17 protein-coding genes are annotated in these 18,173 nt (G+C 68.2%); 4 read left to right on the plus strand and 13 right to left on the minus strand.

The annotated features are described in order from the left end of the window. Nucleotides 1–64: 64 nt before the first annotated feature. Entirely contained in the window at nt 65–1,219 is a 1,155-nt protein-coding gene (locus ACWD11_RS32805) for an oxygenase MpaB family protein (protein ID WP_451287460.1), read from the minus strand. Nucleotides 1,220–1,526: 307 nt separating this feature from the next. Between ACWD11_RS32805 and ACWD11_RS32810 the strand changes: the two genes are divergently transcribed. Beyond that, a complete protein-coding gene (locus ACWD11_RS32810) occupies nt 1,527–3,029 on the plus strand; it encodes a polyprenyl synthetase family protein (protein ID WP_451287462.1) in 1,503 nt (500 codons plus the stop codon). 72 nt (nt 3,030–3,101) lie between these two features. After that, nucleotides 3,102–4,190 carry a polyprenyl synthetase family protein gene (locus ACWD11_RS32815; protein ID WP_451287464.1) on the plus strand — a complete coding sequence of 363 codons (1,089 nt, stop codon included), beginning with the start codon at nt 3,102–3,104 and terminating at the stop codon, nt 4,188–4,190. Here ACWD11_RS32815 and ACWD11_RS32820 read toward each other — a convergent pair whose 3' ends face one another. The 7 genes from ACWD11_RS32820 to ACWD11_RS32850 form a co-directional block, all read right to left on the minus strand. Further along, nucleotides 4,191–5,549 (minus strand): wax ester/triacylglycerol synthase domain-containing protein, encoded by a 1,359-nt coding sequence (locus ACWD11_RS32820; RefSeq protein ID WP_451287466.1) that lies wholly within the window; start codon nt 5,547–5,549, stop codon nt 4,191–4,193. It lies immediately after the preceding gene. Further along, nucleotides 5,531–6,190 carry a hypothetical protein gene (locus ACWD11_RS32825; protein ID WP_451287468.1) on the minus strand — a complete coding sequence of 220 codons (660 nt, stop codon included), beginning with the start codon at nt 6,188–6,190 and terminating at the stop codon, nt 5,531–5,533. The genes ACWD11_RS32820 and ACWD11_RS32825 overlap by 19 nt, the downstream gene beginning before the upstream one ends. A gap of 64 nt (nt 6,191–6,254) precedes the next feature. Beyond that, nucleotides 6,255–7,061, minus strand: a complete 807-nt coding sequence (locus ACWD11_RS32830; protein WP_451287470.1) for an ABC transporter permease — start codon at nt 7,059–7,061, stop codon at nt 6,255–6,257. After that, a complete protein-coding gene (locus ACWD11_RS32835; RefSeq protein WP_451287493.1) occupies nt 7,058–7,699 on the minus strand; it encodes an ABC transporter ATP-binding protein in 642 nt (213 codons plus the stop codon). The genes ACWD11_RS32830 and ACWD11_RS32835 overlap by 4 nt, the downstream gene beginning before the upstream one ends. A 567-nt stretch (nt 7,700–8,266) precedes the next feature. Beyond that, entirely contained in the window at nt 8,267–8,422 is a 156-nt protein-coding gene (locus ACWD11_RS32840; RefSeq protein ID WP_451287472.1) for a hypothetical protein, read from the minus strand. Nucleotides 8,423–8,433: 11 nt separating this feature from the next. Next, entirely contained in the window at nt 8,434–9,387 is a 954-nt protein-coding gene (locus ACWD11_RS32845) for a hypothetical protein (protein ID WP_451287474.1), read from the minus strand. A 594-nt stretch (nt 9,388–9,981) separates the two neighbouring features. Further along, nucleotides 9,982–10,917 carry an ArsR/SmtB family transcription factor gene (locus ACWD11_RS32850; protein ID WP_389420926.1) on the minus strand — a complete coding sequence of 312 codons (936 nt, stop codon included), beginning with the start codon at nt 10,915–10,917 and terminating at the stop codon, nt 9,982–9,984. 283 nt (nt 10,918–11,200) lie between these two features. Here ACWD11_RS32850 and ACWD11_RS32855 point away from each other — a divergent pair, with 283 nt between their 5' ends. After that, on the plus strand, nt 11,201–11,581 hold the full coding sequence (locus ACWD11_RS32855; protein ID WP_389420925.1) for a hypothetical protein: 381 nt from the start codon (nt 11,201–11,203) through the stop codon (nt 11,579–11,581). 100 nt (nt 11,582–11,681) lie between these two features. Here ACWD11_RS32855 and ACWD11_RS32860 read toward each other — a convergent pair whose 3' ends face one another. The 5 genes from ACWD11_RS32860 to ACWD11_RS32880 form a co-directional block, all read right to left on the minus strand. Then, nucleotides 11,682–13,277: a radical SAM/SPASM domain-containing protein gene (locus ACWD11_RS32860; protein ID WP_451287476.1), complete on the minus strand. Its 1,596-nt coding sequence runs from the start codon at nt 13,275–13,277 to the stop codon at nt 11,682–11,684. A 45-nt stretch (nt 13,278–13,322) separates the two neighbouring features. Beyond that, nucleotides 13,323–13,526: a hypothetical protein gene (locus tag ACWD11_RS32865; RefSeq protein WP_389420923.1), complete on the minus strand. Its 204-nt coding sequence runs from the start codon at nt 13,524–13,526 to the stop codon at nt 13,323–13,325. A 49-nt stretch (nt 13,527–13,575) separates the two neighbouring features. Next, nucleotides 13,576–14,109 carry an EF-hand domain-containing protein gene (locus ACWD11_RS32870; RefSeq protein WP_389420922.1) on the minus strand — a complete coding sequence of 178 codons (534 nt, stop codon included), beginning with the start codon at nt 14,107–14,109 and terminating at the stop codon, nt 13,576–13,578. A 79-nt stretch (nt 14,110–14,188) separates the two neighbouring features. Further along, nucleotides 14,189–15,580, minus strand: a complete 1,392-nt coding sequence (locus ACWD11_RS32875) for a serine hydrolase domain-containing protein (RefSeq protein WP_451287479.1) — start codon at nt 15,578–15,580, stop codon at nt 14,189–14,191. Nucleotides 15,581–15,771: 191 nt separating this feature from the next. Beyond that, nucleotides 15,772–16,734 (minus strand): NAD(P)/FAD-dependent oxidoreductase, encoded by a 963-nt coding sequence (locus ACWD11_RS32880; RefSeq protein ID WP_451287481.1) that lies wholly within the window; start codon nt 16,732–16,734, stop codon nt 15,772–15,774. Between the two features lie 915 nt (nt 16,735–17,649). On the opposite strand from ACWD11_RS32880, the gene ACWD11_RS32885 reads away from it, so the two are divergent. After that, a complete protein-coding gene (locus tag ACWD11_RS32885; RefSeq protein WP_389420919.1) occupies nt 17,650–18,078 on the plus strand; it encodes an ATP-binding protein in 429 nt (142 codons plus the stop codon). Nucleotides 18,079–18,173 lie beyond the last annotated feature (95 nt).

The following is an 18,173-nucleotide window of genomic DNA, read 5'->3' on the forward strand; positions in this document are numbered from 1 at the left end:
GGCGAGGCCTGGACCACGAGCGGTCAGGCCCTCGCCGTTCTGCACGTTCAGCCGCAAGCCATGGTCATCGGTTGTCGTTCAGTTCCTGATGCATCTGCGGCTGGTCGTCCTCGCCGTGGGTGAGGGCGTAGCGCTCCACCTGGTTGAAGGCCTTGGACGCGACTCCGAGGATCTCCTTGTACGGGTTCACGCCGACGGTCTTCTTGGCGGTGCCGCCGGCCAGGCCGCCCAGCGCATGGCTGGCGAGGCCGTGTCCGGCGGCCAGAGGCTTGCCGGCGAGGTCGAGGGGGCTTTTCGGGACGCCGGCCATGTCGGCGTACTTGTCGGTGAGCGCGACGCGGGTCAGGGCGATGTAGGCGTCACTGGCCCCGGGGCCGATGAGGTCCCGGTAGAACTTGATGGCCTGGGCGGTCATGTAGACGCCGTCGTCGGTCTTTTTCCACTCCTTGTCGCGCTGGGCGTTCCAGATCGCTTCGACCTCGTCGGCGTTCTTGGGCAGGAGCCACTTCTCCGGGGTGCCGAGGTAGTGGTTGATGTAGTGCCACGCGCACATGAAGCCGTGGGCGTCGTCCTTGGCGACGTGCAGGCCCAGGTTCTGCATGCCCTGGAGGATCTGGGCGCTGAAGACGCAGGCGGCGCCGGTGGTGTACTTCTGGGAGACCGGCTCTCCCCACTTGGCGTAGTCCCACTCGCCGCTCTTCTTGTGCAGCTGTCGTACGGAGGCGTGGACCAGGCGCACCTTCGTGACGGTCGCGGCCAGGCTGCGGTCCCGCAGGGCGTTTTCCTTGCCCATGTCGATGAACAGCCGCGAGGACTGCGACAGTCGGCGGCCCGGTCCCTCTACGCCGCCCAGCCGTCCCGTGGAGCGCAGGGTGAAGGCTCCGGTAGGAGAAAGGTAGGTGCCGATGAGGCCGACCGTGCCCTGGAGCATGGACGCTTCCCCGTGGTGGTGAGCGAAGAAGCCCTCCGCCGCCCGGACATCGGCCTCGCTCCAGCCCGGCGGCGGAGCCTGCGCCTCGCGCAGGAACTGGGCGAGCCGCTCGGGCAGCCCGCTCAGGTCCTGGTCCGGCCCCAGTTTGTTGATGGTGCGGAACAGGTGGTTGACCCCGTCGACCTCCCTGTTGTCGATCATTTCGGACACCAGCTGGTCGGCGGGCGGGTCTCCGGCCTTGCTCGCGGCTTCCATCTCGGTCACGACGTTGGCGGCTGTCAGCGGCACAGCACAACTCCCTCTTGCTTGCGGGACTCATCATTCCGTCGCCGGGTTCGGGCAGGCACCACACACTGTCTTGCCGGGCGACGCCGGCAGGGGCGGACGGCGCAAGGCGCGCAGACCAGGCAACGCGAAAGTGATCTTTCCGGCCTCAGGCCGGACCCGCGATCCCCCATTCGAGGTCGGGAGGGGTACGCCCCCCGCGTACTGGAGGAACTCACTCCGCATCCGCGCATCGCCTCCCCTGTACGCTTCCCACCGCGGTTTCGACCAGGCAGCCGCGCCGGTACGAAACATCGCAGAACGGCCGCTCGTGGTCGTCGACATCGACACCGCCGGGGCCGTGCTGGCGTCCTGCCCCGGCGGCCAGGCCTTGGACGTGCCCGCCAACTCCCTTCCGGCCCTGGTGGACTGGACACTGTGCGAGCCGAAGCGCGCCGGGTCCGACAAGGACGCCGACCCGCTTTCGGGGCACCCGGCTGCTCTGCTGCGTCAAGCGGTTGCTCAGGGCAAGCGGGATCTCGCCGGGGTCTGCGATGTCCAGAACGGTCCATGGTGGTCAGGGCGTGCTCTGGGGCCGCCTTGGTCGTTGATCAGGCATGAAGATCAAACGGGTGGTCCGGCCGCATGGCCGGACGGGATCCGAAGACAGCCGCCCCCTATCGGTCCGAAATGGCGGCATTGTCCCGTTGCCCGTGAGTCATGGCCGTTCGCCGGTGCGTCTTGCCGGGAGGGCCGGCCGGTGACTTCGGGTGTGCTTGACGTTCGGGAGATCGATCTGAGTGCTGTGCGGGAGCAGGTCGATGCGGTGCTGGAGGACTTCCTGGAGGACAAGGCGCGCGCGGCGCTCGGCAGGAGCCATCCGCCGGAGGTCGCGGACACTCTGCGGGATTTCCTGGCCGCGGGCGGCAAGCGTATCCGGGCCCTGTTGTGTGTGGTGGGTTGGCATGCCGCGGGCGGGAGCGAGGACAGGGCTGCGGTCCTGAAGGTGGCGGCGTCGCTGGAGCTGTTCGTGGCGTTCGCCCTGATCCACGACGACATCATGGACGATTCCGCCACCCGTCGAGGCCGCCCCGCCGTGCACCGTGCGCTGCGTACGCGCCTTGGTTCGTCCTCGCGGGCGGAGCGGCTCGGGGCGGGCGGTGCCCTTCTGGTCGGCAACCTCGCTCTGATCTGGGCGCAGGAGTTGCTGCACTCCGCCGAACTGTCCGTCCAGCGGCGCCGGGCGGTGCACGGGCTGTACGACGCGATGCTGGAGGAGGTGATGTATGGCCAGTACCTGGACGTGATGGGCACCGGTCCCGATGACGACATTGACGCGGCGCTGCGGATCGTCCGTTACAAGACCGCCACTGCGACGGTCGAGCGTCCCTTGCAGCTGGGAGCCGCCGTCGCCGGCGCCGATGACACCACCTTGGACCTGTGCACCGCGCTGGGGCTGCCTCTGGGAGAGGCGTTCCAGCTCAGGGACGACCTGCTGGATGTCTTCGGCAGCACGGACGGCGCGTGTACGCCTGGCCTGGGAGACCTGCGGGAGGGCAAGCGCACCGTTCTCCTCGCTGCGGGTCTGCGTGCGGCCACCCCGGCGCAACAGCGTCGCCTGCGCCGCCTGGTAGGCCGGGCTGATCTCGACGAGCACGGGGCGGCCGAGGTGCGGGCCATCCTGGAGCAAACCGGCGCGCGGCACCGTACCGAACGCATGATCACGTCACGTTATGAGCAGGTCATGCGGGTGTTGGATGCGTCCCCTTTGCCGCCGACTGCGTCCCGGGCGCTGCGCGGACTGGCTGTCACCGCCACCCAGTACACGTCCTGAACCCACCAGCCCTACCCCACTCCTGGCGCCGCGGTCTCGCGCGCGCCCGCCATCACGGACGGAACCCTCCTCATGACCGACACCGCCCTCCCCACCGACCAGGTCAAAGAGCGCTTCGCCGCCTACGAACACCGCTTCAACGCACGGTTCGAGCAGTACTTCCGTGACCTCGCAGGAGGCTTCGATGCCCCGCCGTCCAGCAGCTTCACTCCTGAATGCCTCAAACTTCTGCGGGACGTGTCGGTGCGGGGCGGAAAACGGCTGCGGGTGGCGTTCATCTACGAGGCGGCCCGGCTGGTGACGTCCGATCCTGTGCCCGGTCTGGAGGAGGCCGCGCTGAGCATCGAACTGCTGCAAACGCACGGGCTGATCCATGACGACATCATCGACGACGGCCTCGTCCGCCGGGGCGGCCCTTCCACCTACTACGCCTACAGGGAGAGGTTCCCCGACCGTCCGCAGGAAGCGCTCGGGCTTGCCGTGCTCGCCGGCGACCTCGCGCTGGTCCTGTCCCTGCAGGTTGTCCTCGACTCGCCCGCTCCTCTGTCGGTCCGTCATGCCATGGTCGGTGTGCTGACCGCGGCGGCTTCCGCCGCGATCGTGGGCCAGATCACCGACATCGAGCGGGACTTCACCGACATCCCGTCCGAGGAACTGCTGCACGCCGTTTCCGACTACAAGACCGCCCATTACTCGATTCTGGCCCCCTTGCAGTTGGGCCTGCTGGCCGCAGGGGAGGAGCCGGCCCGCTTCGAGGCGGAGCTGCGCCGCTACACGCGGCTCGTGGGAATCTACGAGACGATGCGGGACGATTACCTCGACCTGTTCGGCGACGCGCAGACCATGGGTAAGTCCACCGGTCGTGACCTGCGCGACGGCAAGCGCAGCTACACCATCGCTGCCCTGCTGGCGGCCGTGAGCGGCACCGAGCGGGCGGTGGTGGAAGCCGCGCTCGGCGACTCTTCCTGCACGCCGGAGACGGTGGCCGCTGTCCGGGAGATCGCCACCAGCCACGGGGTCGAGCAGAAGCTGCGGGCGGACATGCGCCGTTATGCGGAACTGGCTTCGGCCGAAGCGGCCGGTTGGCGCCCGCGCTGGCGTGAGGAGGCCGTCGCCCTCTTCGAACACCTGCCGCTGTGGAGTGTCGAACGGGCTCTGTGATCACTCTACAGACCGCCCCGGGGCGGGTGCGGCTCCTGCTGCCGTAACGGCTCCGGGGCTGATCATCGGCCGGCCGGCGGTCGACAGCTCTACCAGGGCCTGCCGCCACAGTCCGGGCAGGGTGTCGGCGCCGGGGAGGGCTTCGTCGATGCGGAAGCACAGACTTGCCTCACCCGCGTAGACGAGCATGACGACCGCCAGGGGCGCCCCGGGCGGACAGCACATGACGGGATCGATCCGGTTCACGGCCGCGTCGCCATAACGGAGACGCTTGCGCATCACCAGGAAGGAAGCAGCAAGGGTGAGCCGGCCCGGAGCGGTACTCACGGCCACGAGGCGCCCGAGAAGCCCGGGCGGCAGGCGGGTTAGGGCCGCGCGCAGTACGGCTCGGTGTCCGGGCAGCCTGAAAGCAGCGGTGACCGCGCTGGTGTCGGCGAGCCGCCGGGCGAGGGGAGGAAGGCCGCCCGGAAGGTCGACCCGCGTCAGGAAGAGGCGATTGCCCGGGGCAGCCCACTCGTCCGCCGTGCGCAGGCTGACGGGAACCATGACGGGAATGGGAGTCCGGGCGGCACGCGGCCAGGCCGCGCTCGCCCACCCGGCGATCGCGTGGCCCAAGGCAGTGAGGTAGACGTCGTTGATGCCGGCGCCGCCCGCACGGGCCGCCGCCTTGAGCAACGTCACAGGCACGTGCGCCCACGACATGCGACGGCGGCTGGAAAGCGGCCGCGCGGGCGAGGTCCACACATGGTGCTTCCTGGCATGCCGCAGCAGAATGGCGGCGCTGCGCCATAGCTGCCGCATCCCGGGCCGGGGCTCGACGGACCGTGTCCGCGCTACCGGAGCGGGCCGCTCGGCGGGTGAATCCGGACCAAAGAAGGACTCCAAGACGGCGACGATGGTGCCGCCGTCCTGCACGGCGTGATGGGTCAGGTACAGCAGCGCGAACCCGTCGGGGACGTGTCCGTGCAGCAGGACCAGGCGCCAGGCCGGGACGCCCTCGGGCCAAGGGACGCCCATCAGCTCCTGCACCGCCGCTTCGAGAGCTTCTGGCCCTCTGGGCACGCGACGTGCGCCGACGTGATGTACGGGGTCGGGAACGACAGGTACCCACTGAGCCTGTCGGCCGTCCCCGTGCAGGAGGTGCGTCAGGCACGGAAGGTGGGGCAGGCGCGCGGCCACGTACTCCTGCAGGTCACTCAGCTCGGGAACGGTGCCGGACAGATGCAGGACCGCACCGATGGTCGAGGCGGCGTCCGGGTGCTCGGCGCGTTGTTCCAGGTCGCGCAGGAAGAGATCGGCGGCGCTGGGGGGAAGGAATGTTCGCATCTGTGTCGGCTGTGTCATCGCAGGAGAGTGCATGCCGCGCTGCTGACGACCGCGCCCACGCACGCTCCGACGGCCACCTGGGCGACGGTGTGGCACCGCAGCCGCACCCGTGACCAGCCGATCAACGCCACCAGCGGGGCGGAAAGGGCCCACCACGGCCCGTAGAGCAGAGCGAGTACTGCTAGGGCACCGGCCGCGACCGCCGAATGCACCGACACCTTCCAGAAGAAGGTGATCACCATCAGTACCAGCAGCACGGCCAGCATCGCCGTCACCAGTGCACGGACGGCAGGTGTGGCTGACAACCCGTGCAGCAGCCCTGTTCCGGTGATGACCGAGGCCAGGACGACGGGGCCGGCCACCAGACGATCCTGGCGCTGCCGTACATGCCGGTCACTCCAGTAACTGCGGCGTTCGCCCAGACGGAGGAGCACCGAGGGCAGCACGCTGGTGAACAGGGCCGCGAACAGGCCCCATCCGGCTCCCGTGACGCCGTCGGCGCGCCATCCGATCAGCGGCGCCAGGGCCAGCATCCAGTTCCTCGGCTCGAAGCCGTCGCTGAGGAGCCACGCCCAGCGCGCGTCGGTCCGGGCCGGCATGCCGGACGCTTCCCGGACATGGGCAGGAAGAGCCGACTGTGCTTGCCGCACCACCGCGGTCTGCTGCTCGGCCACTCATGCCCCCTGTCTCGCGACACCTGTTGACGTCCACCGGCACAACGACACCGAACAGCCCTGGTCACGGCGCGGAAGCGGTCTCCAGCACTCCTGGTACGGAGGCTCGTGCCGACCGGGTGGCGCGGGTGCGCAGGGCGAAGGCGGTCATACCGACTGCCGCCATGCCCAGCGCCCACCCCAAGCCCAGCAGCAGACAGCTCCAAGGCATCGCGTGCAGGCCGGCGGCCGTCACCGCGGTCTGTACCGCGCCGTGGGCCGGCAGGTACCGCACCAGGGCGCTGTCGGATTCCGGGTTGATCAGCGGGTTCTGCAGCAGCAGATCGATCGAGCTGATCATGATGGCCAGGAACATGCCGGCCAGTTCACTGCGCACCGCGGCGGCGAGCACGATGCCGATGCTGCCGTAGATCAGCGCCCCGGTGAACATTCCGGCGGCGAACACGACCGGCTGCTCCGGCCGCCAGAACAGATGCGTCCACGTGGTGACATAGACGGCGACCGCGGCCGCCACCAGGACGAGTGAGGTGCACTTCGCCAGGGCCAGGCAGGAACGCGGAAACCCGGCCTGCACCAGGCGCCGGTCGAAGACGGCGGAGCGAGCGGTGGCGACGAACATCATGAACGCGACGACCAGAGTGAGGGCCTGCAACGCCCCGACGACCTGGGTCAGCACATTGCCGTCCATGACCACGAAACGGCCGACCGGCCGGACGTAGAACCGCAGCGCTGTCGGCGCGACCACGGCGTAGGCCAACGTGGTCCACAGCGGAACGAACAGGAGCACGATGAGCAGCGCCAGCCGGTTACGGGCCTGCTCGACCAGCGCGAACCGCACCGCCGTGCCGAAGCAGGTCCGCCAGCGCTTCACGAGGCCACCGCGATCGTGTCGGTCTGGTCCGTCTCCCGCAATACCCCGCCGTCCAGGCGGTACAGGGTGTCCAGACGCGAGGCGTCGTAGGCGAGGTGGGAGACCACCAGTACCGCGCAGCCCCGGGCCCGCACAGCTGCCGCAAGGTCCCAGAACCGCAGATAGGTCTCCCAGTCGAATCCCTGGTACGGCTCGTCCAGGAGCAGCACCTGCGGATCATGCATCAAGGCAAGAACCAGGTTGAGCTTTTGGCGTGTGCCGCCACTGAGTGTTTCCACCCGCTCGTGCCGGTAGCCGCTGAAGTTCAGCGCCTCCAGCAGTTCGTAGGCCCGGGTCAGATGTGCGATGCCATAAGCGGCCCGGAAGAACTGCAGGTGCTGCTCGACGGTGAACGCCTGGTGGAGCACGGTCTCCTGCGGACAGCAGCCCAGCCGGCCCGCCCGCTCCACGGCGCCCCTGTCCGCAGGGAGGTCCCCGGCCAGGATTCGCAGCAGAGTGCTCTTGCCGACCCCGTTCTCGCCGACGATGCCCACCAGTTGACCCGGACGGAGATCCAGCGACACTCCGCGCAATACCGGACGTCGCCGGTATCCCTTGTGTACATCCCGCACGTCCAGCACCGGACCAACCGCGCTCATCACTCCGCCCTTCACACCCACCGTCTTCTTCAACGTCAACCTGCCGCGAGCCCCCCGGCAATGGCCGGACATCAGGGATGCGAGGGCCCCGACTCAGTCGTGCAACGACGATGAGCATCACAGGACACGACCGATCATGCTGTGAAGGTCGCCCGCCGTGCAGGGCCAACATCAGCGGCATGTGCCAGCAAGCCTGCTGACGTGCCAACTGCGCGGGGCGTGCCCGTAGACGTCAAAGCTGATGGACGGTCCCGAGCTGTTCGAGTGAGCGGCTCGGGACCTCATCCCGCGCTCGCACCGTGTACGTCACGACCCGGAAGGTGACGGGGTCAACGAACAACGCTGCCCACTCTCCCGCCCTTATGGAATGTCCCCTGAACCGTCGCGAAGCAGATCCGGTCCGCCCCCGACCCGACCCGAGGGCCGTGGAGCCACTGGGTCGCCGCCTCGTGCGTCGTCGCAACCATCCGGATGCTGCGCGGCTGTGACTCTCCCCATCCGGCAGCCCACTCCGCGAACAGACCGGCAATGGGGGAGACGTCGGGTCGCACCATCCCAGACACGGCCTCAGGATGGCCAGTTCAGGTCCGGGAACGCGTCGCGTACCTCTGCCAGGAGGTCGGTGTAGGCACTGCCGTATGTGGCGGCGGCCGCGTACAAGGCGTCCAGCGCCGCGCGCAGCGGATCCTCCTGCACGGCGGCGAACAGTGCCGGCATTGCCATGGCCTGCTGCCTCAGGTCATCTTCAGAGCCGTGCAGAGTGTGCACGAAGGTGTGCGGAAGGCTTTTCTGCGTGAAGAACCACTCCCAAGCCCTGTTCTGGTCGTCGAAGGGGTGGGCAGCTTCTCTCCGGCATGCAGCGCCTGGATAGCGCGCCCGAACTCCTGGAACGTATGGAGTTCAGCTTTGACGAGGGCCTGGCCAACGGCCGCCTTTGCGATAGCTCGTTGAGTGGCCGGGTCGGCGGTATGCACGGCGTCCATCAGGTCCCGGTCCAGGGGAATGAGGCCCAATTTTCTGCCGCCGACCTCGCGCAGCGTCGGACTCGGCGGCCGCTCACCCCAATCGCCTGCTTCGGCTTGCCACTCCGCCTCGCGGACGATCCTTTCTTGCGCCTCACGGCTACAGCGCTCGGCCTCGGCGCGTTCCTCGGGAGTGGGCGGGGGCGGCAGAGTGCGCGCGTGGTCATGCCAGTACGCGGCGCTCTGCGTGGTCTGCTTGATCACGCGGTCAGGGGCGGGCTTTGCCGGCCAGAACTGCAGCAGGTAGTGATCGACCAGCGGGCCTCCCTCCAATACGGAGAGCTCGTCGTCCGGTGTCACGTCCATGCCTTGTCCGCAGTAGCGGACCCGGTAGTCGGCGATAGGTAAATCGAGCAAGCAGATCGGGCCATCGCCCCATGGCACGACGGCGGTCCGCGTGGAGCCGGGACGGAAAGAGACCTCGACGATCTCCTCCCACCGCTCATCGAGCGGCGGTTCGACCTCGTGGACCTCCACGGTCAGGCCCACACGTCCTGTATGCAGACCCGTCGTCAGGAACAAGTAGCCTGGATTCGCGGCACCGCACAGCCCGTTGCTCTGGCCGGCGCAAGGCGCGACTTCCTCCTCGTCAGGAAAGTCGAGGCGGCTTTCCACGTAGAACTGTCGATAACTGACCCTCATCGCACCGTCGTAGACCGTCCTCACAACTCCCCCTTGGCCCAACATCCGCTTGAGGGCAGTATGCAACCCGGCCACCCAGAGCGTGCTGCGGGGTGAGGGCGTCCGCGATGTTCCAGGTGCCGAAGCTCAACTTCGCCCGCTGCATCAAGGACGGTACCGACACCGATCAGGACAGCGGGGAGTAGAGGCACAGCGGCGCATACCGGCATGCTGCCGGCGTCCTCCCGAGAACAATCTCCCGGCGACCACTCAGCCGCGCTGCGATCACCGCGGCCCGCCGCGTCGGTGACCTGGACTGCAAGGTCTGGCAATGGCCGGTCCTGCTCTGGCCCGGCCTCAGTGTGAAGAGTCTCCTCGCCCAGAACCGTGCCCTATGGAATGAGTGACTGGTCCGCACCCTGGACACCGCCACCGCCCGCCCTGCGCACCCTCGATAACCTCACCCCGAGGTCCTGCACGGTCGACGAAGCCGCCCGCGCCTTCACCCCCGCCCGAACGCTCCAGGGCACGGCACCGACCCGCGGGGACAGGCGATCACCGCGCCGGACGGGCAGGGGATACGGCGTCAGGTGGTCGCGGGGTCCACCTGGGGTCTGCTCCAGCGGCTCCCGGTCGGGGCTACCCGGCCGGACGCGTGAGCAGCTCCACCAGCGCGGCCCCGCGGCCGGTCAACCGCTGACGCACCTCACGGCCGTAGCGTTCGCGCTGAAGCAGACCGGCCGCCTTCAGATGTTCGCAGTGGTAAGTGATGGTGCTGACCCCCATGTTCAGCGCGCGGGCCAGTTCACTGACCGTGGCGGGGGGCTGCACCGAGCGGAGCACGCCCGCCCTGACCGGTCCCAGCAGCTGAGCGAGACCGTCCACACGCTCGGGCTGCCGTTCCGGTGGGCCAAGACGCCCTAGCCCCGGCAGCGGGTAGCTGAACCAGACCACGTCGTCGCGGTCGAGACTGTGCATCGAGGCGGCCGTAGCGGAGACCACGGGAACCAGCACCAGCCGGCGGCCCGCGAGTTCGAAGACCTCCCTCGCGCACTGCGGCAACTCCAGCGCCCCGTCCACGTAACGCACCCGAGGGCTCAGGCCGGTCAGCACCGCGTCGAGGTTCCGGCTGACCACGGCGGAACCCACCCGCTCGGTCTCCTTGCCCAGCAGTCCGTCCGTCCGCGCCCACAGCGGCTCCAGGCGCCGCCAGGCCGCGTCGGCCACCTCGTGGTACGCGGCGAGGAAGCGCGCGGGGTCGTCCAGCACTCGCTGCCAGCTCCGAGGCACCGCGTGACCGAACTGCCCGGTCACCTCGGCCGCGAGGTCACCCGGGTCGACCTCCCGCAGCTGGGACAGCACGGTCTCCATACGGGTGGCGCGCACATCGCCGGTCAGCGCCAGTACGTCGGGCAGCCAGCGGTGTCCGGGCCCGAACAGGGGGCGGATCCTGTCGGCCGAGGCGGGCAGGGCGGCTTCGACGGCGGCCCGCCACCGCCCCGGCACCCCGTGCCGCGCACCTCCCAGCACCTCGTGCAGTACGGGGAAGAGGGTGGCGCCGGGGGTCCTGGCCACTTCCACGTGCACCTCGTCCAGCGGACCCAGTAAGAGACGACTGCCGGTCAACAGGAACCCCCGTGGTGAAGGTAAAGCGTGGTTCGTGCTCCGACCGGCACAACACCGTCCGGCCGGATGTCCTTCCCCGGACGTCGGTTTCCGGCCACTGCGGCGAACGGCCGCAGCGACGTTTCGGGGATTCTCGAAAGGCTTGTACGGCACCCCACTGCGGGCGACGCTGGCCGCACGAGGGACGCCGCCGGCCCGGGGCCTCCCGGAATCCATCAGGGGGAATCAGAAGATGTACAGGACGAGTTCGCGCCCGCTGATCAAGGTCATGATGACGGCAGCGGTAGGCGTGATGGCCGCCGCCGGTATGGCGGCTCCGGCCTCCGCGGCGCAAGCCCCGCAGGCCGACCGAATGAACGTGAGCGCCGAGTTCGAGACGGTCACCACCTGGGTCCAGGGCAATGTGCGGACCGGGCCGTCGACCGACCACCCCATCGCCTACACCGTCGGGGCGAACCAGAATCTCACCGGCGTGTGCTGGCTCAAGGGCGGCATGGTCTCCGCCAACGGCTACACCCACAACAAGTGGGTGTACCTCTTGGACGGCAACTACATCTGGGGTGGCCTGCTCAAGGGCAATGAGGTGGGCAACGTCAGCTCCCTCTGCTGGTGACCCACCGTCCGCTCCCGGGCCCACCGCGGGAGCGGACGTCCCCGCTCCGCAGGCCAGACAGGAATCGTTGGTCGTCGTGGAGGCGGGGGCGGCTGGTGCGTCACCTTTTGAGTGCGGCGAGCTTCTCGCGGGTCTTGCGCTGGACGTGGTCACGGACGAATGCAGTCAGGTCCGTGTCCGTGAAGATCTGCGTACAGAGTTCGCAGTAGCTTCCGTAGGCAGGGCGGAGTCGCTCAGCGAGCGGGGAGTCGGCCATGAGCTGGGCGAAGTAGCTGGGGCCCGCGTGAACGAGGGTGCGCAGGAGCACGTTGGAGCGGCTGTTCTGCATCATCGCCGTCAGCGACTGGTCGTGGATGTTGCCGAGGGTGAGGGTGGGGCACAGTTCACTGCCGCTGCAGCAGGGGAATACGCCGCCGTCGGGGGTGACGACGAGGTTGAGGACGTCGGCGCAGGCACCCAGCGGGAGGCCGGGGATCTGCCAGCGTTTGGCTTCGGGGACTTCGGTGGCGGCGCGTCCCGTTCCGATGGCTGGCTCGGCGAGGATGACGAGGTCGTTCTGCAGCGTTGGGTCGATGAGGGGCAGGACATCGCTGATGCGGTTGTCGCGGGTGGTGCAGACGCGCAGGACGATGTCGATGTTGTGGTCGCGCCCGGCTTGGATGATGTTGCCCAGGACGGCGGGTTTGATGAAGTCCTGGTGCATGGCGTCGGCGCTGAGTTCGACGGTGTGGACGGCTGCGTCGGCGAGGTCGGCCATTTTGCGCTGGGCGCGTTCGGGGGAGCTGCCCCAAAAGCCGTTCGTGGTGAGGGTGTTGATGAAGCCGTGCCGGGCCGAGTGGTGGAGCATCGCCATCAGTTCGCGCCAGTAAATGGTGGCTTCGCCGCCGGCGAAGTGGCAGCGTCTGGCGACGTTGGGCAGGTCGGCGGTTTCGTCGATGACACGGGTGACATCGGCGACGCTGAGCCGGGTGCGTGGCGAGTCGGGGCCGCAACTGGTGTAGCAGTGGGTGCACTTGGCGTTGCAGAAGTAGGTGGTCTCGAAGATGAGGGCGTTGAAGGCCAGCGGGTAGTCGGCCCGGGTTGCTGACGAGGGGGTGCGCTGCGGGGGGAGGACAGATTCTGCGGCGGGGCGGGAAAGGTCCAGCACGCCTGGAGCGCAGCGACTCAGGTAGTCGGCAAGGGTCCGGCCTGGCCTGGTGACGACCTGTGAGCCCTGGTTGAGGGTGTCCTTGGCGAGGAGCTCCAGGGGCGGCGCGGCGCCTTCGGGCAGTACGCACAGCAGGTGCAGGGCGGGTGTGCCGGGCCCGGTAAGGGTTTCCAGGACAGCGTTGACGTGATGGTCGTCAAGCTGCTGATAGTGCGGGAGGTCCAGGGCCCAGACGATCTCGAAGGAGCCGTGGTTTTTGAGGGTGGCCAGGGTGCGGGCGATGTCCTGCAGGGGCAGGTCGGGGCCGCCGCGGGTGAGCAGGATCGGGTGGGTGCCGTGGCGGGCCGCGGTGGCCACCAGGTCAGGCAGCAGGCCGGGCTCGGCGAGGGCCTCGATGCCCAGGTAGACGAGGGGTGTTCGCCCTTGCCTTTCCTGCAGGGCTGCCGCCACGCCGTCCGGCGAGGACGGGAGGTCCTCGCCGGACGGGCACGCCCGGCAGTGGGGGGAACAGCGCCAGTTCAGCAGCACCAGGTCTGCGGGCAGCTTCAAAGCGGATTCCTCAGTGTGTCGCCGGGCGATTCAGCAGGGGGTGGGTCACAGAGCGGCAGCAACCGCGGTGGTCGTGGGGCGGACCACGTTGGAGGCGCAGCAGCAGCAGCAGTTGCGGGCCTCCTGGCCGCCCTGGTGGTCCATCCCGCCGGCCTCGTCGATCAGCGCGGCGACGACGTCGTCGCTGAGCTGCAGCTCGCTGAGGAAGTCCTCGGGCATGGGCAGAGCGTTTTCCTGTGCAGCACTCATGTGTCTTCTCCTTCGGTTCTGGGGTGGGGTGTCGGGGTGGGGCGCCGGCTCAGATGCGGCCGAGCATCTCGTTGGCACCCTGACCGTGGTCGTCGTTGACGAAGAAGTCGATGTTGGCCTGGTTGAGCTCGTCGAGGGTGACGTAGCCGCTGTTGTCGCGGTCCAGGACCTGCCAGGCGCGCTCCCGGTCCTCGGGGGTGAGCCCGCTTTCCTGCTCCATCTGCTCGTACTCCGAGCGGCTGATCCGTCCGTCGCCGTCGGTGTCGAAGGCGCTGATCAGGGCGCGGTTGCCGGGAGTGAGGATGCTTTCCAGCCGCTGCGGGTCCTGCGCGAGTCGCGAGACGGATTCGATGTACTCGTCCCGGGTCAGCTGGCCGTTGCCGTTGGTGTCCAGCGCTCGCCAGTATGCGGTGAGGGCGTCGCGCAGGTCGCGCATCTGCGGGGCGTCGATCGACAGGCCCGCCTGCTCGATCTTGCGGCGTGCGATGGCCTCGGCGTCCTGGGACGTGACTACACCGCTGCCGTCGACGTCCATGAGATCGAACGCCTTGCCGAACTTCTTTTCCTGGATTGCAGTCGCCAAAATGATCTCCGTTTCGTGTCTTGGCGGCCGATGGCCGTCAAGGAGGAATGTTTGGCGTTGTGCCGGTTCTTCTTTTTCCTCACGCCACTTTGGGAAGGGCGCGAAGTCCCATGTGCAGGTACTTCTCACCGGTGGCGAGCTGGTAGAAGTACACCGTCATGTAGTCGTCGAAGAGTGGCTGGTGGACCAGATAAAGGCCTTCGTCTGGCTTCACCGCAATGAGGGGGAGTTGTTGCGGAGGCTGCTGGGCCACTTCGGCGAGTGAGCCGATGGTGCGGCTGGCAAGGACGGCGTTGCCCGCATCGTCTTGCTGCACCTCGATGCGCATGCCGATGTTCTGGTAGACACCCAGATGCGGACCAAGATCAGCAGCAAGGGGTGGCGAGGGGGGAGTGAGCGGAGCAGCGGGCTGAATACCCGCCAGTTCTTGCAGCAGGGGGCCGGCCAGGGCGCGGTACATGCGCTGAGCGCTGCCGCCGTTGGCCAGCAAAGCGATGGCTACACCGTGCTCCGGAACGAACTGGAGGAAGGCGCTTTGGCCCATGGCGTTTCCGGTGTGTCCGCACACCATGGCGCCATCGACATTGCTGAGCGACAGCCCCAGGCCCCAGTGGGTGGCCATGCCCCAGCGGCTGGGCAGTTGTGTCTGCGGGGTGCGCATGGCGACCACCGAGTCCTCGGAGAGGATCCGCAGACCGCTGGAAGTCACACCGCCGGCGAGGTGCAGCTGCACCAGGGTGAGCAGTTCGGTAGGCGTGGTGCACACGGTTCCTGCCGGGCCCAGTGTCCGGGGCAGCGCCCAGCGGGTGACCGGACGGGCATCGGCAACGCTGCTGGCGGGCCCGTCCTGGGGCATCAAGTGCCCGATCGCGGTCCGGTGCAGCAGGGCGTCCTCGGGCAGGGTGACGGTCCGGGAGAGTTCCAGCGGGTCGAAGAGCAGCTCCCGCATCGCGTCATCCCAGGTGGACCCGGTGAGCAGTTCGATGATGCGGCCCAGTAGCAGATATCCGGCGTTGCAGTAGGACCAGGTCGCCCCCGCGGGGTGGACGAGCGTCTGCCCGGAACAGGCGGCGGCGTAGCGTTCGAGCACATCTTCGCCGTGCCCCAGGTCGAGCATGTTGTCCCCGGGCAGCCCGCTGGTGTGACTGAGCAGGTGACGCAACGTCAACGTCTCAGCCCCGTCGCCTTGGGGGCGTAGGTCGGGCAGGAGGTCAGCGACCTTGGTGTCCAGATCGACCTTGCCGCGGTCCACCAGACGCATCAGGGCTGTGGCGGTGAAGGTCTTGGTGATGGAGCCGATCTGGAACAGGGAGTCCGTGGTCGCTGTGACGTTCGTGCGCACCCCCAGAACTCCGGTGGCGGCTGCCGTCACCTGTCCGTCGCACAGGACCGCTGCCGACGCCCCCGGTACCAGGTATTCCTCAGCCAACTGCTTGAGGTTTTCTTCCAGGTTTTCCTGAGTGACCGCCATAAAGAAAACCCTCCGCTGAGAAGCCCCGAGCGCACCCCGATGAAATCTGAGCGCACTGAACAATGTGCGCTCACACGTGCACCCGCCTAACAGGTAACGATCATGGCAGGAGGATATGCCACCGGCAATTTCATCCCGAGATGTTCACCCGTTCAGCTCTTTCATGGGATGAGTAATCGTTGGGCAACGCATTACATCGTCGGCTCCATACCTGCGAATGGGTCCGGCAGGCCGCAGTCGACCGTGAGCAGGTCCTGATCGAGAGCACTGCCGGCCACCGTTCCACTGGCAGCCGACGTGATCACCGTGGTCAGAGCAGACGGCGCTGCTGCCGTTCGCGCCATCTCCCCCACGGCGTACACGCCGCGAGCGGTGGTCTGACCGAACACATTCACCAGTACGGTCTCGTCAGGCCACACGGCACAGCCCAACTGCTCATGCAAAACAGCTCGCTGACGGAGCACCTGCGGGACGAAAACCGCCTCACACTGCTCCGGCTCGCCCTCGCTGAACGTCACCGCCTCGACCTCGGTACCCGGACCCTTGACACGCAGTACCGGCTCATCCCGCACCACGACCGGCCCCACACCCGGCAGCTGAGCCAGAGGCTCTCCCGCTTCGGACGGGTCACTACGGCACCACACCACCTGGGCCGCAAAGCGAGCCAGCTGCCGGACCGTACGAAGCGCACCCGCGCCCTTCCCGATCACCGCGACCCGTTTGTCATCCGCCTTCCGGGCATAACACAACGGGCAATGGAAGACCGAGATTCCCCAGCGTTCCTTCACCCCCTCTACTGCAGGAAGCACGCACTCAAGTCCAGTGGCCAGCACCAGACGCCGGGCCCGCTCCACACCGCCATCCGAGAGGCGGACCTCGAATCCGCTGCCCTGGGCGCATCGCCCTGCATCGGTCACCTCTGCCGAACGGGCCCGCACGTGCGGATACGCGGCCAACTGCTCCAGCCCGTATGCGCGCAGCTGCGACGCAGGAGTGCCGTCGCGGGTGAAAACGTTGTGCCAGACGGGATCCACCACGCTCGCGGGCGCCGGCTGTCCCGCGTCCAAGAGCACGACATGCCGCCGGGAGCGCCCCAGCACCAGAGCCGCCGACAAGCCGGCAGGCCCGCCTCCCACGATGATCGCGTCAAGCATGCGCCCATCTCCCTGTTCACTTGAGGTAATTGTGCGAACACTAAGAGTAGTGGATCGGGTGCTCGCCGTGCCCCGATCTCTGGGCAGTGGGGCCCGTCCGGGGCTGGGCTTCGGTCGCGGGACACGGTTCGGCGATGGCGTGGTCGGGTTCGCTGACTGAGCGCGGCCGCCCGGATGTCGCAGAGAACCGCCGGGGTCTCCAGCGGGCGCTGGGCTTGGGTTCGGGTGCTTCTCAGGCGGGGCAGGTGAATGCTGGAGCGGCGGGCGTTGGGCAGGGAGGGCACACCCTGAGCAGAGGCAGGGGGCGGCCTGCTTGGCGAGCCGGTGGGCGCCGACGGCGGTGGAGCGCTGGGAGAAGTAGCGGTTGTGGGTGCCGGGATGGAGGGTCTTGGTCAGGTGCGGCAGCAAAGTGCGCAACCTGGTCGGGCTGGCGGTGATGCCGGAGAGGGGCGCCCATCTCCCGGCGAATGCGTTCGAACTTGGCGCTGCTGCGGCTGACGGAACCGCCGCTGGATCGGTGGCCGTCGTTCCAGTCGGGGGAGTGGTCCTCGACGTAACCCTGCCCGCGGGCCGGGGGCGGACAGGCAGTCGGTGCGCACAGACGCTGTGGTGCGGCTATAGCTAGGTCCAGGGGCGGGGTCGACCTCCAGCGAGCGGTGTCCACACGGGACCGGTGCGGCCCTGCTTCTCGATGTCTTCGAGGGGGCGGCTGCGAGGGGAGTTTCGCGTGCGGGGGCCGCGACGAGCGGGTGCTTTGATCCTCGCCTCCGTGCACCACTGGCCCCATATCGAACGTGTCTCTGCCATGTATGCAGGGAGGGTGGGTACTCGCGCACTCGTATACGGGGAATGAGGGCGAGGCCAGTGGGATCTCATGGCGACGGTGACGGTTGTAGGGCCGCGAACGGATACCTGATGCGCGCAGGCTACGCCCTGAGCGGGTACGACGGCTGCATCGCCGAAGCCCGCCATCACGCTGCCGCCTTCCTCGAGAAGGCCCGGATCGATCATCACCTGCCCGTGCCCGCTCGCGCGAGGGACCTCACTCAGCTGGTGGTCAGCGAGCTGGTCACCAATGCCCGCAAGTACGCGCCCGGTCCTGTCCTGCTGGAGCTGTGCATCAATGCCCGCGCCGTGGACGTCGTCGTCTGGGACAGCGACCCCACCGTGCCCGCTGCCCGGGCCGCCGATCCGGACCGGATCGGTCAGCATGGCCTGGAGATCGTCGAGGCTGTAACCGAAGCCCTGTTCACCGAGCAGGAGCCGGTCGGCAAGCACATTACGGCCCGCATCGCCCTGTCCGACGGCCCCGGTGGACACACCACCAGTCGCCACACCCAGTAGCCGACACTGGGCTCCCCCTTGGGGTCCGGCCAGGGACCCGCGGTGCAACGAGACCGCGACACCTGATCGAGGTCGATTACCTCCCCTTCGGACAC

The sequence above is a fragment of the Streptomyces sp. NPDC002776 genome, from assembly GCF_053592195.1.

What these genes read in the sequence shown, in the direction of transcription:
- ACWD11_RS32815 (WP_451287464.1), top strand. Translation starts at nt 3,102, where the DNA reads ATGACCGACACCGCCCTCCCCACCGACCAGGTCAAAGAGCGCTTCGCC.
- ACWD11_RS32820 (WP_451287466.1), bottom strand. Translation starts at nt 5,549, where the DNA reads ATGCACTCTCCTGCGATGACACAGCCGACACAGATGCGAACATTCCTT.
- ACWD11_RS32835 (WP_451287493.1), bottom strand. Translation starts at nt 7,699, where the DNA reads ATGAGCGCGGTTGGTCCGGTGCTGGACGTGCGGGATGTACACAAGGGA.
- ACWD11_RS32840 (WP_451287472.1), bottom strand. Translation starts at nt 8,422, where the DNA reads ATGGCAATGCCGGCACTGTTCGCCGCCGTGCAGGAGGATCCGCTGCGC.
- ACWD11_RS32855 (WP_389420925.1), top strand. Translation starts at nt 11,201, where the DNA reads ATGTACAGGACGAGTTCGCGCCCGCTGATCAAGGTCATGATGACGGCA.
- ACWD11_RS32865 (WP_389420923.1), bottom strand. Translation starts at nt 13,526, where the DNA reads ATGAGTGCTGCACAGGAAAACGCTCTGCCCATGCCCGAGGACTTCCTC.
- ACWD11_RS32875 (WP_451287479.1), bottom strand. Translation starts at nt 15,580, where the DNA reads ATGGCGGTCACTCAGGAAAACCTGGAAGAAAACCTCAAGCAGTTGGCT.
- ACWD11_RS32880 (WP_451287481.1), bottom strand. Translation starts at nt 16,734, where the DNA reads ATGCTTGACGCGATCATCGTGGGAGGCGGGCCTGCCGGCTTGTCGGCG.
- ACWD11_RS32885 (WP_389420919.1), top strand. Translation starts at nt 17,650, where the DNA reads ATGCGCGCAGGCTACGCCCTGAGCGGGTACGACGGCTGCATCGCCGAA.